At 54.2% G+C, this 14,055-nt stretch carries 18 protein-coding genes; 10 read left to right on the top strand and 8 right to left on the bottom strand.

Translation table 11 applies throughout. The features are described 5' to 3' along the window. Positions 1-417: 417 nt before the first annotated feature. The 5 genes from ACXADJ_RS01920 to ACXADJ_RS01900 all read right to left on the bottom strand — a co-directional run bounded on the left by ACXADJ_RS01920 (position 418) and on the right by ACXADJ_RS01900 (position 3,866). Entirely contained in the window at positions 418-1,125 is a 708-nt protein-coding gene (locus ACXADJ_RS01920; RefSeq protein WP_028293382.1) for a helix-turn-helix domain-containing protein, read from the bottom strand. 889 nt (positions 1,126-2,014) lie between these two features. Beyond that, complete coding sequence (locus ACXADJ_RS01915) at positions 2,015-2,449, bottom strand: CBS domain-containing protein (RefSeq protein ID WP_475062468.1); 435 nt, start codon at positions 2,447-2,449, stop codon at positions 2,015-2,017. 69 nt (positions 2,450-2,518) lie between these two features. Further along, complete coding sequence (locus ACXADJ_RS01910) at positions 2,519-2,770, bottom strand: DUF4404 family protein (RefSeq protein WP_028293380.1); 252 nt, start codon at positions 2,768-2,770, stop codon at positions 2,519-2,521. Between the two features lie 273 nt (positions 2,771-3,043). Then, on the bottom strand, positions 3,044-3,550 hold the full coding sequence (locus ACXADJ_RS01905) for a hypothetical protein (protein WP_028293379.1): 507 nt from the start codon (positions 3,548-3,550) through the stop codon (positions 3,044-3,046). 115 nt (positions 3,551-3,665) lie between these two features. Further along, positions 3,666-3,866 carry a DUF2788 domain-containing protein gene (locus tag ACXADJ_RS01900; protein WP_028293378.1) on the bottom strand — a complete coding sequence of 67 codons (201 nt, stop codon included), beginning with the start codon at positions 3,864-3,866 and terminating at the stop codon, positions 3,666-3,668. Positions 3,867-3,934: 68 nt separating this feature from the next. On the opposite strand from ACXADJ_RS01900, the gene ACXADJ_RS01895 reads away from it, so the two are divergent. The 5 genes from ACXADJ_RS01895 (at position 3,935) to ACXADJ_RS01875 (ending at position 8,604) form a co-directional block, all read left to right on the top strand. Continuing rightward, on the top strand, positions 3,935-5,128 hold the full coding sequence (locus ACXADJ_RS01895) for an NAD(P)/FAD-dependent oxidoreductase (protein WP_475062463.1): 1,194 nt from the start codon (positions 3,935-3,937) through the stop codon (positions 5,126-5,128). Positions 5,129-5,368: 240 nt separating this feature from the next. Further along, positions 5,369-5,623, top strand: a complete 255-nt coding sequence (locus ACXADJ_RS01890; protein ID WP_475062461.1) for a hypothetical protein — start codon at positions 5,369-5,371, stop codon at positions 5,621-5,623. Between the two features lie 287 nt (positions 5,624-5,910). Further along, the gene (locus ACXADJ_RS01885) at positions 5,911-6,363 is read left to right on the top strand and encodes a hypothetical protein (RefSeq protein ID WP_475062458.1); all 453 of its coding nucleotides are present in this window, start codon (positions 5,911-5,913) and stop codon (positions 6,361-6,363) included. Positions 6,364-6,866: 503 nt separating this feature from the next. Beyond that, entirely contained in the window at positions 6,867-8,069 is a 1,203-nt protein-coding gene (locus tag ACXADJ_RS01880) for a glycosyltransferase family 4 protein (protein WP_475062455.1), read from the top strand. Then, the gene (locus tag ACXADJ_RS01875) at positions 8,020-8,604 is read left to right on the top strand and encodes a phosphatase PAP2 family protein (protein ID WP_475062453.1); all 585 of its coding nucleotides are present in this window, start codon (positions 8,020-8,022) and stop codon (positions 8,602-8,604) included. Before ACXADJ_RS01880 ends, ACXADJ_RS01875 begins: the two co-directional genes overlap by 50 nt. Before the next feature lie 71 nt (positions 8,605-8,675). Here the strand turns inward: ACXADJ_RS01875 and dinB are convergent, their stop codons facing one another. Then, entirely contained in the window at positions 8,676-9,719 is a 1,044-nt protein-coding gene (gene dinB / locus ACXADJ_RS01870) for a DNA polymerase IV (protein WP_475062450.1), read from the bottom strand. A gap of 176 nt (positions 9,720-9,895) precedes the next feature. Between dinB and ACXADJ_RS01865 the strand changes: the two genes are divergently transcribed. From ACXADJ_RS01865 to ACXADJ_RS01845, 5 genes are all read left to right on the top strand, one after another. Continuing rightward, positions 9,896-10,243 (top strand): HopJ type III effector protein, encoded by a 348-nt coding sequence (locus ACXADJ_RS01865; protein WP_475062448.1) that lies wholly within the window; start codon positions 9,896-9,898, stop codon positions 10,241-10,243. A gap of 8 nt (positions 10,244-10,251) precedes the next feature. Further along, entirely contained in the window at positions 10,252-11,007 is a 756-nt protein-coding gene (gene minC, locus ACXADJ_RS01860; protein ID WP_475062446.1) for a septum site-determining protein MinC, read from the top strand. A 33-nt stretch (positions 11,008-11,040) separates the two neighbouring features. Further along, a complete protein-coding gene (gene minD, locus ACXADJ_RS01855) occupies positions 11,041-11,847 on the top strand; it encodes a septum site-determining protein MinD (RefSeq protein WP_028293369.1) in 807 nt (268 codons plus the stop codon). 1 nt (position 11,848) lies between these two features. After that, positions 11,849-12,106 (top strand): cell division topological specificity factor MinE, encoded by a 258-nt coding sequence (minE, locus tag ACXADJ_RS01850; RefSeq protein ID WP_475062444.1) that lies wholly within the window; start codon positions 11,849-11,851, stop codon positions 12,104-12,106. 129 nt (positions 12,107-12,235) lie between these two features. Continuing rightward, a complete protein-coding gene (locus tag ACXADJ_RS01845) occupies positions 12,236-12,580 on the top strand; it encodes a peptidylprolyl isomerase (RefSeq protein ID WP_475062441.1) in 345 nt (114 codons plus the stop codon). Positions 12,581-12,653: 73 nt separating this feature from the next. Here ACXADJ_RS01845 and ACXADJ_RS01840 read toward each other — a convergent pair whose 3' ends face one another. Together ACXADJ_RS01840 and ACXADJ_RS01835 are read right to left on the bottom strand one after the other, a co-directional pair. Beyond that, on the bottom strand, positions 12,654-13,718 hold the full coding sequence (locus ACXADJ_RS01840; RefSeq protein ID WP_475062439.1) for a peptidase M42: 1,065 nt from the start codon (positions 13,716-13,718) through the stop codon (positions 12,654-12,656). Positions 13,719-13,745: 27 nt separating this feature from the next. Then, positions 13,746-13,922, bottom strand: a complete 177-nt coding sequence (locus ACXADJ_RS01835) for a PA3496 family putative envelope integrity protein (protein ID WP_156878996.1) — start codon at positions 13,920-13,922, stop codon at positions 13,746-13,748. Between the last annotated feature and the right edge of the window lie 133 nt (positions 13,923-14,055).

Below are 14,055 nucleotides of genomic sequence, written 5' to 3'. Positions count from 1 at the left end.
GACACTTTGATGAAGAGCGCCTTCTCAATAACGTTCTTGTAGCGCCATGAGCTTGTAGCGCCATGAGAGGGAGAGGACAGTGGAGTTAACAGACAGAAAAACGTACGGACAGAGCCGAGAAACACAGCCGCAAAACAAGTGATTGAGTAGCAGTAGCAAGAGCAGTAGAGGTGGTAGCGTTAAATGCAGCAGTAGCAGTACCAATACAGGTAAAACCAAATACAGAAGTTTGGCCGTCTAAAGGGCTTGCAAAACGGATTGCCCAACGGCTTTCAAGCCAGCCTTTACTCCCTGGTCCACCCATTTGCCCTCACATTCTTCACACATTCATATACACATGCGTGCTGGCAGAAGCCAACGTCGGGGAAGAAGACCGAAGCCTGAGGCTCCGGTTTCCGGAAGAGTTGCCAGGTTACATCAATGAGCCAGTTCGGCTTCCTTGGCGTCTTCACCCAGCTTGGCCAGACGGTAGCGCAGCTGACGTGGCGTCAGCCCCAGCACCTTGGCTGCCATGGTTTTGTTGCCATTGCACTTTTCGATAGCAGCGTGGATATCATCCAGCTCGCTTTCCTGCACACGCTGATAAGGACGGGCGTACAGGGTTTTGAAATTTGGAACCACCTGGGTCGCCAGCACCTGAGCGATTTGAGCCCCCAGACAGCGCACCAGATTCAGGTCAACACTGTCGAGTTGCTCGCCACGCAGGTCCATCACCAGTACAGCCAGTACCGACTGACGAATGGTCAGGGGAACCAGCAGGCAACGATCCTGGGCACTCAGGGAGCAGGAAGCGGCGTTAACGGATTCCGGACGCTCACTGCCTTCCTTGATCACCAGCCATTCGCGGGATTCAAACAGACGACACAGGGCGTGCTGTACAGCAAAGCTGTAAACACCATTGGAAACACCGGTTGAACAAAATGCAGCCTTGAAGCGGCTTGGGGAGTCCGGCATCGCAATGGATACATTGCGTAGACCGGAACTTTCGGAAATCAGCATCAACAGGCGCTGGATGCTTTCTTCATCCTGATAACGTCCTTCGATAATGTCAGTCAAACCATTCAGCCACAGCGCAGCGTTAGCCTTTGGTTGGCGATAGTCTTGCATTTCAGCGATCTTATACATGGGCAACTCCTCCTTTACCCCTGCTATCGCAAACTCCATACCAGCTCTTTGCCAATGACGACTTTTTTTACATTTTGAATCGTTAGACCGTCGCATTTCGCCATTTAGGTCATAATTCAATCACCTTTTACCCGAATTCTATCAACCAGAGTGACAATCCTGTCTTTCACACCCCGATAAAAATTAGACTTATCAATATCAATTTATTGAATTATCAAGTTTGCGCACTTGAATTGCACAACAAGCAATCACAATGACATGAATGCGGTTCAAAAATAGTGCAATCAGGGAACCCTGCCCACCAAACGCCTCTAGGGACCCTCTGAATAACCAGGTGCCCGCTCTGGATGGCAGGGCGACGCTGAATCACGAAGCTTATTTGCAGGCCTGACGAGTCAAGTCAAAAATCAGCGACACAGAGTCAGCAATGCCCTGTCATCCCCTTAGGGCGCGGCCTGCAGGCCGCCAGAACGGTGTTGGCGAACTTGGAAAGACTCGGCCGGACAGGTCAGCCATTCCGCTGCATTCGCCGCCTTGTTCTGACAGCCAGCAGGACACGCGCACGACTGCATGGATGCAGGAGGTAGGGCGAAGCAGGAGCCAGAGCCGAGAGCTGTGCAGAGTTATTCAGAGGGTCCCTAGCAAGTTCATTCTGGGACAACCAGTTAATAAGCGAGTGTATGAGCAAAGCAGCAACAAGAAGGGGTAGAAGATAAAAAGAGAGAAAAAGAAAGAGGGATAAATAGAGGGCAACAAAATCAGGCAGCAGATCCGGACCGAGTGAAAGAACCGGAAAGCACCCGGCGCGCAATCCACTCGCCTTTACGCTAGCGCTAACTGTTTACACCAGCACCACCAGCGCCCTGTAAACGGGCAGTGCCATCAACAGTCAGGCAATTCCCGGATCGTCGTCTGGCAGATACTCTTTCTTCAACCAACGAGAAAAGAAGCGGCAGGCGTCGTGAGTCGTCAGAATGCCCGCCAGCTTTTCGTTTTTCATCACGATGACGGCGTTGAGGCCTTCCTCCCCCATGCCCGTCAACACAATATCCAGCCGGGTGTGCAGATCGACCTTGGCAAACCGGCGGCGGCACAAATCACCAGCGACCAATTCCTCAAAGTCCTGATCGTCATGTCCGGGGCTTTGCGCCAGTTTGATGTCTTCACCGCTTAACAGCCCCACCACTTGCTTGCCGCCCATCACCGGCAGGTGATGGCATTGATGCTCTTTCATCAGATCGAGGGCTTCGGCAAGTGGAGTACTTTCCTCGACGTGTACCGGAAAGGCCGTCATAACTTCGGTAATGGTAGGCATGTGACGCATCGTGTGACTCTCCGAATGGTGCCGGGGCATCTGTTTAGTCCGGCTGGACTACTGAGTATCCTGGACGTGTTAAACCCCAATACGACCGAGGGTTTCGACGATCTGGCGCAGCACTTCCGACAAGGTCGGATGATCCTGCTCAAAATCGAGCGCCAATCGCTGCACGCCTTCGGTCAGCTCGCCGTGATCGGTCAGCTCCATCAACTCGATATCTGCCGCAATCTTGCGCAGCATCTCAGCCGACTCGGCATCTATTTTCGGGTTGTCTGCCAATTCCTGATGCAGTTGGCCCAGCTGGTCTTTCAGTTCATCCGTCATCATTCACTCCCCTTTTTGATCGAGTCTAGGCAAGCTTTGCGGGTTTTCCCATGACGCAGGCCACGTTTGAGGACTCTGACACAGGTCCGGCGCAAGAATCTGTAACCTTGCCGTTACTTTGGGATGATTTTCGTAAGGGATTGGTTCCGACCGATTCGAGGAATTCTGTCGAGCAGTGTCATCGGGCAAGGTGGCACGAATGAGGTGGAAGGAATAGGGAAACGCAGAAGGGACGCACGGGTCCGGGGCAGAGAGCCCCGAACTCGCGTTAGTCAATCAGTAGGTTGCCTGACAGAACACCGGCATTTGGCCATCGTGGCCCAGCTCACGCACAGCGGCAAAATTGGCGTAATCACCAATGTACAACAGTGGCGCATGACGCAAATCCAGTCGCAGTAGCTCCGGTGCCAACATGCGCAAGGCGTTCATCAGCATACTGTGACTGGCGGCCAGCGGGACCCAGGCTTCGTTTTTACCAGACAAACTTCGCAATACACCTAGTAAGGTGGCCGCACATTCGCCCAAACTGCGGGTGCAATCGAGATACACCAAATTCAGCGTTTGAGCCAAAGGCAGGTGATAGAAGTTTGCCATGTGGACGACGGTCGGCATCAGGTTTTCAGCAAACAGCTTGATCTTGCGATCCCCTTCCGTCTTTTCTATATCTGTTGAGTCAGGTGCCACAGTTGTATTGAGCAGGCGGACTTGCCAGCCTGCTGACGTCGCTGCCGAGGCGGCTATTTGAGCGGGATAGCAAATGCCCAAATTTTGCGCAGCTTCCATTTTTCCTCCGATCGCGCGGCTAACCGCGCAATGTCACTGTTTAGTTTCAATCTAGCAGTGGATACTGCACATGCAGTGCCAAGTGGAGAAAATCGGAGAAAATGGTCAAAAACCCTTACAAATCGAGCAATTCCACCAATACGGTCTTGACGATAAATCCGAGCATGCCCAAGCCCAGTGCAAAAAAGAGCACCGCCATCCCAAACTTGCCCGCTTTTGAGCGTTTTCCCAGATCGTAAATGATGAAGAACATAAAGATGATGAGCACGCCAATGCCAATGGTCATGGCAATATCTTCAAACTGACCGGCGTTCATTCCGCGATCCTCATGTGTTAAAAGGCGCATAATCCTAGCAAACGTGGAATGGGATCGCACTTTCAACCATGACCGACTTTGATCTGTGTATTGTTGGCGCCGGAGTCGTTGGGCTGGCGTTGGCCCGCTCGCTGTCTGCGCACTATTCGGTGCTGGTTATCGAACAGCACGACCGTATTGGCAGTGAAACCAGCGCTCGTAACAGCGAGGTGATTCACGCCGGACTCTACTATCCGGCCAACTCCCTCAAGGAACGGCTTTGCATCCGTGGCCGAAAGCTGTTGTACGACTACTGCCAGACGCACCATGTCGAATACCAGCAAATTGGCAAGCTGATCGTTGCCCCCAGGGCCAATCATCCCAAACTGGCAGCGCTGGCCAGCAACGCCAAACGACTGGGCATTCCGTTAACGCTGCTGGACCGCCAGCAGCTGCATAAAATGGAGCCTGAGGTTGCTGCAGAGGCTGCGCTGTGGTCTCCCGAGACCGGCATCATCGACAGCCACGGTTTAATGATGTCGCTGCTCAGTCAAGCGCAGCAGCAAGGTGCCACACTGACGTTGAATACCCGCTTCCGCTCTGCGCATCCGGTCAACCCTTTCGCCTCCAATAGAGCTGGACAAAAGGAGAAAACGGGGCTTTGGCAGGTCGGCGTCGACACAGCCGATGGGCCGTTTGAATTTAGCTGCAGCACGCTCATCAACAGCGCCGGGCTCAACGCAGTGGATCTCTATCAGGCATTGAATACAACACAGTCAACAGCCCAGCCAAAACAACATAACGAGCCCGAGCTAAAACAGTGGCCAACACGCGGGCACTATTTCAGCTATCAGGGACGTTCGCCGTTTTCACATCTGGTGTATCCACTGCCTGAGCCGGGACTGGCAGGTCTGGGCATCCATGCCACTCTCGACCTCGGCAAGCAATTGCGATTTGGCCCGGACGTGCAGTTTTTAACCCGCTCGCAATATCAGTCTGACCAACGCTACGCTGTGGCTGAAAGCCTGAAAGAACATTTTGCCGCAGCCATTCGCCAATATTGGCCAACGCTGGATTCAACCCGACTGCAACCAGACTACGCCGGTATTCGCCCCAAATTGAGCGGTCCAGGCATGACTGCCCGGGACTTTGAAATCCGAACCCAGCAGGTTCAGCAAGCAACCCTGGTGAACTTGCTGGGCATTGAAAGCCCCGGCTTGACCGCCAGTCTGGCAATCGCCGAGTACGTCACCGAACAGTTGTTAGAAGGCAGAAGTATGTGATACACATCACATAACCAGAAGCGTTTAAACGCCCTTGAAGCCGTGTGAACAGGCGTTAGACACTCGAACGCCACAGATCGCTGCAGGTTTCAGGCGTCGACCTCTACGACGATTCAAATCCACTAAAGAGTAAATTGTCAGTTTGTTTTGACAATTTAGTTATCAAGAAAGCGTATCAAGTAGCGAATCACTGCTAGCCTGAAATGACACGATTGCGTGTAATCCAATTCAGGAGTTCAGATGATCTACCCCTTGCCGAAAGCAGTAATGGCAGATGTAAACGAGGGACACGTGAGTACCATTTTATCTGACAAGGTCAGCATTCCGATTGCTTGTGACCGCTGCGACTGTGAAACCGAATACAGCATTCAGACGCTGAAAACGCTGCCCTCCATCAGTTGTGGACACTGCGGTCACACGCGCAAATTCAGTCAGGCTGAATTTGAGGTGCTGAAACAGTTTTTAATTCAAGCGGGATTCCACTTTTCCAACTGATTGCTTTTACTCCTTTCTACCAACCCCCGACACGACTCTGAATCGCTTGACTCACCCGCTGGCAACCCATTGCCTGCGGCAAGGATGATGGACCCAACAGCCATGGAAAACCGGCTTATTCCTGCCGCAGCGCATTCGCCCAACCGCCTCAAAAACCTACAAACCATTGATATATAACACGTTTTGTTTTTGGCACCGCGTTTGCTTTGTATCAGTATCGGCGAATTGGGGCCCCTCTACAGGTACCAGACACCAGACGCCGTTTCGTATGACGCTGGAGACTGCCGATGTTACTGGGCTCATTAACCAACTATTTGCAAAATCAGGGACCGCTGGCAAGCAGCACGGAAACCGATGCTGCAACAGCCGCCGTGGCCACAAGCCAAAGTAACGAAGCCGTTGCTGATCAGGCTGCAAACAGCGATTATCAGCCGTCCACCCGCGCCATTCTGATCAGCGCCATTGCCACCGATTTTGATGTCGTCAACCTCAAGCCAGAACAGCTATCCGAGCTGCAAACCAACTTGCAACAGTATGGCTTGATCAACCAGAAAGACCTGCTGGCGTTCTCCCAATTGCGCGCCCATATGAGCAACAGCGAAACCTCATCGCTGGAAAGTCTGGATACCATGGTGTCGCAGGAGCAGAGCTACCAGAATCAGCAGTCAGCCAAACGATTACAGGCGTTGTTCCAGAACCTGGCATCGGCACGCACCAGCAACAACCCGGAAGCGGCATAACATAAAGAGGGTAAGGTCTTTCCCCTGACAACACGCTAGCCCTCCTTCTTCTAATCACCGCTCTTTTATCGCTCCACTCAACTGCTCCCGCCAGTCTCTCCTGCTGCTTACTTTCTAGGGGACATCTATTTAATCCGGTGCTCACTCTGGGCTACCGGGTGGTTTCGAATCTCGAAGCCGACTTGCGGGCCTGACGGGTCAAGTCAAAAGTCGGCGACACTGAGTCGAGATCATCCGGCAGCCCCCGCAGGGCGCGGGTTGCCGCTGCCCAGTACTGTGTTGACGAACTTGAAAAGGACTCGTCATTCCACTGCGTTCGTCGCCTTGCACTGAACAACGGCAACACTCGTGCAGAGCCGTGCAGGATTAAATAGATGTCCCCTCTAGCTCAACGATTACTCGCTTTCGCACCGCAGGCTTTCACCCGATTGTCACTCACCGTTCAAGTAACTGTCATACAGCCAGAGCAGAGTATGGAGTCAAATACAGAGAATGTAGCGACCATGACAGAGCAACTGCAGCGCGTCACCATTGTGACTGAAACCTTTGCCCCGGAAATCAACGGGGTGGCCCACACGCTGACCCAGTTGGTAGAAGGCATGCGCGCTCGCGGCATCATGGTGCAAGTGATTCGTCCACGGCAGAACAAGCAAGACCTTTCTTGCTCGGAAGAGAACCTGCAAACGGTCACGTTGCCGGGAATGCCGATCCCCGGTTACAAGGAGCTTCGGTTCGGTGTGCCGTTCACCGGTCGAATCAGCCGCGCAATCAAGCAATTCGCCCCCACCGCGGTGTACGTCGCCACCGAAGGGCCGATGGGTTATTCCGCCGTACGGGCAGCCCGCAAAGCCGGCATTCCGGTGTGGAGTGGCTTTCACACCAACTTTCACCAATACATTGAACACTACCGCTTGCGCGGTCTGGAGCGATTGGCGTATCGCTACCTGCGCCATTTTCACAATCAGACCCACGGCACTCTGGTGCCTACCCGTATACAGCGCGATGAACTGGATGCCCACGGCTTCCACAATGTACGAGTGCTATCCCGTGGGGTGAACAGCGATATGTTCACACCACAGAAACGCAGTGCCGCCTTGCGCAAAGCCTGGGGCGTCAGCGATCAGGATCTGGTGCTGTTGTACGTCGGCCGTATCGCCGGTGAAAAAAACATGGATCTGGCACTGGCAGCCTATCGCCGCCTGCGCAACAGCGACGAACGCGTTCGTTTGGTACTGGTGGGAGATGGCCCGGAGCTACCTCATATAAAAGAGCAATATCCGGAAATCATTTGCTGCGGCATGCGCCGTGGTGACGATCTGGCAACACACTATGCCAGCGGTGATGTGTTCCTGTTTCCCAGCAAGACAGATACGTTTGGCAATGTGGTTACCGAAGCACTCAGTAGCGGCCTGGCCGTGGTCAGCTTCGACTACGCCGCAGGCCATGAGCACATTGTTTCTGGCAAAAGCGGCATGCTGGCACCGTTTGGAGAAGACGAGGCCTTTATCCAACAGGTCGAAATGCTCTCTGACAGCCCTAACCTGCTGACCAATATTCGTCAGGAAGCCCGCCGCCACGCGGAAGGCATTTCCTGGAACAGCATTGTAGATGAGTTTGTTCTGCGCCTTGGTTGCGCCCCTACAAAGGTAACTCAAAATGGCAATCGCAAAGCAGTTACACCCGAAGACAGCGCTACTGTTCAATAAGGCAGATCGCCTCGAACTGAGCCTCTGCCAGTGGATGAACCAACTGGGTTACCACCGCAGCATACGCTTGTTTTTCAAAGGTATCAGCCGTGCAGGCGATGGCGTGTTCTGGTACTCGCTGGCACTGATGCTGCCACTGGTTTACGGCATTGAAGGGCTGGAGGCTCTGGGCCACATGGCCGTACTTGGACTGCTGTGTGTGGGGATTTACAGCCAGTTGAAAAACCGTCTGGTGCGCCAACGGCCATTTATTTCGTTTGATGCCATTCAGGCCCACACAGCACCGCTCGACCTGTACAGTTTTCCATCCGGCCACACCATGAACGCGGTGAACTTTGCCACCCTGATTTGCTGGTTTTTCCCGGAACTGTTCTGGTTGGTTGTACCATTTGCCGCCCTGGTCGCGGTTTCACGAGTGGTACTGGGGATGCACTATCCGACCGACGTGGTAGTAGGCGCAGCGTTGGGCATGCTGTTAAGCCTGGGATCGTTCCTGATCTGGCCTGCGGGGATGTTTGCTTCTATCAGCCTCTAAGATTCCAAAATAATAAGCACCGCAAAAACAAAAACGCCCGGACGGCCATCACCGCCCGGGCGTTTTTCTGTTTAAAACAAACAGCCCTGTGCCGGATTCTGCTCTGGATGACGAGCACCAATGCCCAGCAACCGTACCTGCTTGTCCTGTCGCTTTAGTGCCGACCGGAGCATGCTCTGGAATCCTTCCAGATCCGCATTCACATGACAGTCCGCCAGCGTGGTTTGAGTAAAGTCGGCAAACTTCACCTTCACAAACGGCTGTAAACGCTCCTGTTGCCACCCGGCTTGTACCACCCGCTCCTGCCAGCGTTGCCACAACAACGGCAGCTGATTCAGGCATTCGTCTTCGGTCCCCATGTCCTGACTGAAAGTGCGCTCAACACTGACGCTTTTACGCACTAGTTCAGGCTTTAACGGCCGCTGATCAATACCACGACAGCGATCGAACAGTGTCGCCCCCATGCGCCCGTAGTGATGAATCAGATGGGCCAGCGTCAATTCCTTGAGCTGGGCACAGGTGCGAATGCCGTCGGCGTTCAAACGTTCTTCCAGTTTTGGCCCCACACCGGGAATCGCCCGTACATCGAGGCCGTCGACAAATTCGGTAACTTTCTCCAACGGCACCCAGGTCACGCCATTAGGCTTGTTGTAATCACTGGCCACCTTGGCCAGAAAGCGGTTGGGGGCAACACCGGCAGACACCGTCACGCCAACCTGTTCGGCCACTTGCTTGCGAATGATTTCGGCCACTTGCAGCGCTGACGCTGGTTCGGCCACTTCAAGGTAGGCTTCGTCAATAGACACTTGTTCAAACACCACCGCATGCTGGCGAATGATGTCCATAATGGCGACAGACGCCTGCTTGTACTTTTGCATATCGCCGCGCATCAACTGCAACGACGGACACAGCTTCAGCGCCTGTGCCGAAGGCATGGCAGAGCGCACACCGTATTGCCGAGCCACATAGTTACAGGTTGCAATCACACCCCGGCCAGAAGGGTCTCCGCCAATGGCCAAGGGCAATTGAGCCAACGACGGGTTGTCGCGCATTTCGACGGAGGCAAAAAAGCAGTCGCAGTCGATATGAATTACTTGTCTTTGGATCGGGTTCATCCGCGGCTTCTCTCGAAAGAGCAATACTGTATAAAAAAACAGTAACAGAGATTTTCCCCGTTGAACATCCCGATCAGCCCGCAATTTTCGCCTTTAAGCGCCGATTTGGCCTCTTGTTCCATAGCAACAGCGTGCCGGCAGTGGTAGCCTGCTGATTGAAACAGAAGGAATAACACGTGACTGATACCCAAGCATTTGCAACCGCTATTGAGCGCCCTGACCACCCGTTTGCCGACACCTTGGCCTTTATTGAAGCCAACTATGAATTTACTGCCTCCGGTTTCCAGAACGGTGACCTGCGCAACGAAGCCGACCAGAACCAGGGCTCCTGCAAGGTATTGGCGTTGGCAGAGCTGGCCGGATTCAGCAGCGAACAAGCTCTGAAATGCTTTGGTGAACATTACCGTGATGTGGTTGCCAGCCCAGCAGGCGACAGCCACCAGAATATTCGCCAGTTGCAGCAACATGGACTCGATGCGGTTCGTTTTGATGCCTTTCCGCTGGTTGCCAAACAGGAGAGCTGAGCTCGCGAATGGAACTCAGAACCGGCATGGTGCCGTTAACCACCATTCAGCTGGACAGTACCGATGCCGAAGTCCTCGATCAGGAACTTCAGCGTCGCAAGAATGAAGCACCGGCCTTGTTTAACGGTCTGCCATGTCTGCTGTCATTGGCAGAGTATGATGAAGAGTCACTGCCTGCAGAGCAGTTAACGGCATTGGTCGAATGCCTGCGTCAGCATGGTCTGGCGGTCATTGGCGTACGCAACTGCCCGCCGCATCTGCCAGCTGCCTGTCAGCAGCTGGCACTGGCCGATTTTGGCAAGCAAAGTGCCGGGCGCTCCCGTAAAGCCGCGGTTGAAGAGCCAGCCAATAACGCCAACAGCACCGAAGCAACCAGTAATTCAGATACCACTAACGCGGAAACAAGCGAAGCAAGCGCTGCCGAATTGCCTATGGCGTCGACCACCCGGGTACACCAGGGCAACGTGCGCTCTGGCCAACAACTGTATTTTGATGGTGACCTGTTCATCATCGGTATGGTCAGCGCCGGGGCTGAGGTGCTGGCTACCGGTCATATTCATGTACTGGGTGCGCTGCGCGGCAAAGCCCTTGCCGGGGTCAAAGGCTCACCGGACGCAACCATCAGTTGCAGCCGGTTTGATGCCCAGCTGATCGCCATTGCCGGTCAGTATCAATTGTTTGAAAATGAACACGCCCTGATGAACCAGAGTGTGCTGGTCAGTTTGGAAGACGATCAGCTGGTCATTCGTGGCGCCGATAAATAAGTAACTAACAGCAGAACTATCAGGACACCCATCGTGGCAAAAATCATCGTAGTGACCTCGGGTAAAGGCGGGGTCGGAAAAACTACCACCAGTGCGGCATTTGCCTCGGCGCTGGCTTTGAAGGGACACAAAACCGTCGTCATCGACTTCGATGTGGGTCTGCGTAACCTTGATCTCGTCATGGGCTGCGAGCGCCGTGTGGTTTACGACTTCGTCAACCTGATTCAGGGCGAGTCGACCCTCGGCCAAACCCTGATCAAGGACAAGAAGCTCGACAACCTCTATGTGCTGCCAGCCTCACAAACCCGCGACAAGGACGCGCTCAGCCACGAAGGGGTTGAGAAGGTTCTGAACGAACTGTCCGAGTCCTTCGACTACATCGTTTGTGACTCACCGGCCGGTATTGAGCACGGTGCCCAGATGGCGCTGTACTTTGCCGAAGAAGCCATCATCGTCACCAACCCGGAAGTGTCATCAGTACGCGACTCCGACCGCATCATCGGCATTCTGCAAAGCAAGTCACGCCTGGCTGAACAAGGCAAGGCTGTGAAAGAGCACCTGCTTCTGACCCGTTACAACCCGGAGCGGGTTGAGCGTGGCGAAATGCTGTCGGTGCAGGATGTCGAAGAAATTCTGGCAATTCCGCTGCTGGGCGTGATTCCGGAATCCGAAGCGGTTCTGAAAGCCTCCAACCAGGGTGTTCCTGTGGTGCACGATTCCGAGAGCGACGCAGGCCAGGCCTACGACGACGCGGTATCTCGCTACCTTGGCGAAGACCGTCCTCACCGCTTCCTGGAGAAGCAAAAGAAAAGCTTCCTGAAGCGCGTATTTGGAGGTTGATATGAGCCTGATGGATATTTTTCGCAAGGAGCAGAAAAGTAGCGCATCGGTTGCCAAAGAACGCCTGCGGGTGTTGGTGGCCCACGACCGCTTGCGTCACAACGGCCCTGACTACCTGCCTCAGCTGGAACGCGATATTCTGGAAGTGATTCGCAAGTACGTTGAAATTGGTGACGACGACGTATCCGTGCAACTCGACAATCAGGGCCAGACCTCGATTCTGGAACTGAACGTCACCCTGCCAGACCGCAAGGACTGACTTCCTGTGAGCGCGGTGACTGACTCCGGCTCAGGCCGAACCTGCCACCGCTGTCGCTGACTGCTGCCCGCCTGCTGGCTGCCAATTTCTGGACTAGACTGAAGAGATTGACCCGGCAGGAGCCACCCTATGGCCAGTTCTTCTCCGCAACGCATTGCCCTGCAACACATTCTGGTTCGCAACCGCCAACTGGCCGATCAGCTTCATGGTGAATTGATGGCTGGTGCCGAATTCAGCGCCATCGCAAGAGAATACTCAGTGTGTCCGAGTGCTACCAATCAAGGAATCTGCGGCAGCCTGCCGCTGGATGATTTGCCCACTGCTGTATTGGCGACACTGGCACCGTTGGAAAACGATCAAGACCCGTCAAACAGCGTCTACCCCGCGCCGATAAAAAGCCACCATGGCTTCCACTTGCTAAAAGTGACCGAACGGCTTCAACGTGCACTGCTGACAGAAGCCGAGGAAGTCTGAGCTTCGCTCGGCTACTGCTTGCTGTACACCTCGGCTGCCTTAGCAGTCTTCCGTGCCTGCTGTCAGCTCTGTCTCAGCCCTCTCTCAACCCTGACAGGGACTCAAGCACTTCCAGAAAGGCCATGCAGGCGCCGAGGTCGGCCGATTCGTCCATGGTGTGGTAACCGGTGGTCGGAATTTGCAAAGTAGTCCCGTCCACCAACCCATTTGATGCCGACACAATGCGTCCCAGCTCGGTGCTGCCAAGGGACTTTTCCGGTTTTCCTGACGCCACTAATTCGCGGTTTTGCTGCTCGATGTACTTATCCTTGAAGCTCACCTGCAAGCCCAACTTGTCGCACACTGACATCAACTGCTCGGTCATCGAACGGTTAAATGCGGCGTTGGCATCACGGTTACGCAGTACCAGCTGCTGCTGATTCGCAGCCGCAATATCGGCATACGGACTGGTATCGACCACCACCAGCTGGTTGGTGGAGCCGCCAAAACGACGGAACCACTCCAGCAAGTAGCGCCAGCTTTTACCGGCTTCTTCCTGCGCAGTAAAAAACGCCGTGCCCTGGAAACCACGCTCGAACAAATACACCAGCATGGCGGCCGTCAGCACGTTATCCAGCTGTCCCCAAAGACGTCCCTCTTCCACCCGCAGGCGATCCTGAAACGCCACTGGCGTGCCGGCCACAAGATGCGACAAGCCATCCAGTTCAAAGATCAGGTTGTTGCGGTTAGGGCAAATATAGGCATTGCTGATGTGTCCCTGACCGCGGTACATACCCGACCATGGGTCGTAGGCATAAACGCGCTCCTCGGCAAACCGATCCACAATTTGCATCATCAGTTCTTCGGAAACCGAATTGCCCAGCAAGTCAGAACGGGCACCGGCCACAAACGCAGCGTACTGGAATTCATTGGGGCCGGTACACACCAGCCCATGACGGTCGATATGGGCCGAGAACATCAGCGACATAGGGTCATTCCCTTGCGCCACCAACAGCCCCTCATACCAGGTTACCCTGGCGCCCCGATCTTCCAGCTCCCGCTGTAAAACGCGGAAGAATGCGTGCTCATGACCCACTACCGAAGGGCAGCGGATCAGGCTTTTCAGTACGTCAACCAGTGACGATGGCAAGGTGTTCAATGGTGTAAAAATGTCCTTGGAATTGGGTTAGCCGTAATCCGGGTAGTCAACATCAAAGCCCAGCATGTCCTGCAGACGACGCTTTTCCAGATAGGCTTCGGCACGGCGCTTCTTGCGCTCATAGTCCGGGCTGCGCTGGCGCATGCGGCGCTTGGGTTCTTCGTCGAAATCGTTTTGTTCGTATTCTTCAAATTGCTTGGCCATGACCATTCCTCTTTTGCTGATCAATAACGCCCTGGAAACTGCCTGACGGCATAATTTGCTATTTACTCCTCAGCCTGATCGATGACCAACAAAAGTTTCAGATCGACAGGACAACAAAATTTCGCTGTCTTGC

Source organism: Oceanobacter sp. ABM4_470 (assembly GCF_056158645.1).
This window is presented reverse-complemented; position numbering and strand designations above follow the sequence as displayed.

What these genes read in the sequence shown, in the direction of transcription:
- ACXADJ_RS01885 (WP_475062458.1), top strand. Translation starts at nt 5,911, where the DNA reads ATGTTACTGGGCTCATTAACCAACTATTTGCAAAATCAGGGACCGCTG.
- ACXADJ_RS01875 (WP_475062453.1), top strand. Translation starts at nt 8,020, where the DNA reads ATGGCAATCGCAAAGCAGTTACACCCGAAGACAGCGCTACTGTTCAAT.
- ACXADJ_RS01910 (WP_028293380.1), bottom strand. Translation starts at nt 2,770, where the DNA reads ATGATGACGGATGAACTGAAAGACCAGCTGGGCCAACTGCATCAGGAA.
- minC (WP_475062446.1), top strand. Translation starts at nt 10,252, where the DNA reads ATGGAACTCAGAACCGGCATGGTGCCGTTAACCACCATTCAGCTGGAC.
- ACXADJ_RS01900 (WP_028293378.1), bottom strand. Translation starts at nt 3,866, where the DNA reads ATGAACGCCGGTCAGTTTGAAGATATTGCCATGACCATTGGCATTGGC.
- ACXADJ_RS01845 (WP_475062441.1), top strand. Translation starts at nt 12,236, where the DNA reads ATGGCCAGTTCTTCTCCGCAACGCATTGCCCTGCAACACATTCTGGTT.
- ACXADJ_RS01920 (WP_028293382.1), bottom strand. Translation starts at nt 1,125, where the DNA reads ATGTATAAGATCGCTGAAATGCAAGACTATCGCCAACCAAAGGCTAAC.
- ACXADJ_RS01915 (WP_475062468.1), bottom strand. Translation starts at nt 2,449, where the DNA reads ATGCGTCACATGCCTACCATTACCGAAGTTATGACGGCCTTTCCGGTA.
- ACXADJ_RS01905 (WP_028293379.1), bottom strand. Translation starts at nt 3,550, where the DNA reads ATGGAAGCTGCGCAAAATTTGGGCATTTGCTATCCCGCTCAAATAGCC.
- ACXADJ_RS01890 (WP_475062461.1), top strand. Translation starts at nt 5,369, where the DNA reads ATGATCTACCCCTTGCCGAAAGCAGTAATGGCAGATGTAAACGAGGGA.
- dinB (WP_475062450.1), bottom strand. Translation starts at nt 9,719, where the DNA reads ATGAACCCGATCCAAAGACAAGTAATTCATATCGACTGCGACTGCTTT.
- ACXADJ_RS01835 (WP_156878996.1), bottom strand. Translation starts at nt 13,922, where the DNA reads ATGGCCAAGCAATTTGAAGAATACGAACAAAACGATTTCGACGAAGAA.
- minE (WP_475062444.1), top strand. Translation starts at nt 11,849, where the DNA reads ATGAGCCTGATGGATATTTTTCGCAAGGAGCAGAAAAGTAGCGCATCG.
- ACXADJ_RS01880 (WP_475062455.1), top strand. Translation starts at nt 6,867, where the DNA reads ATGACAGAGCAACTGCAGCGCGTCACCATTGTGACTGAAACCTTTGCC.
- ACXADJ_RS01895 (WP_475062463.1), top strand. Translation starts at nt 3,935, where the DNA reads ATGACCGACTTTGATCTGTGTATTGTTGGCGCCGGAGTCGTTGGGCTG.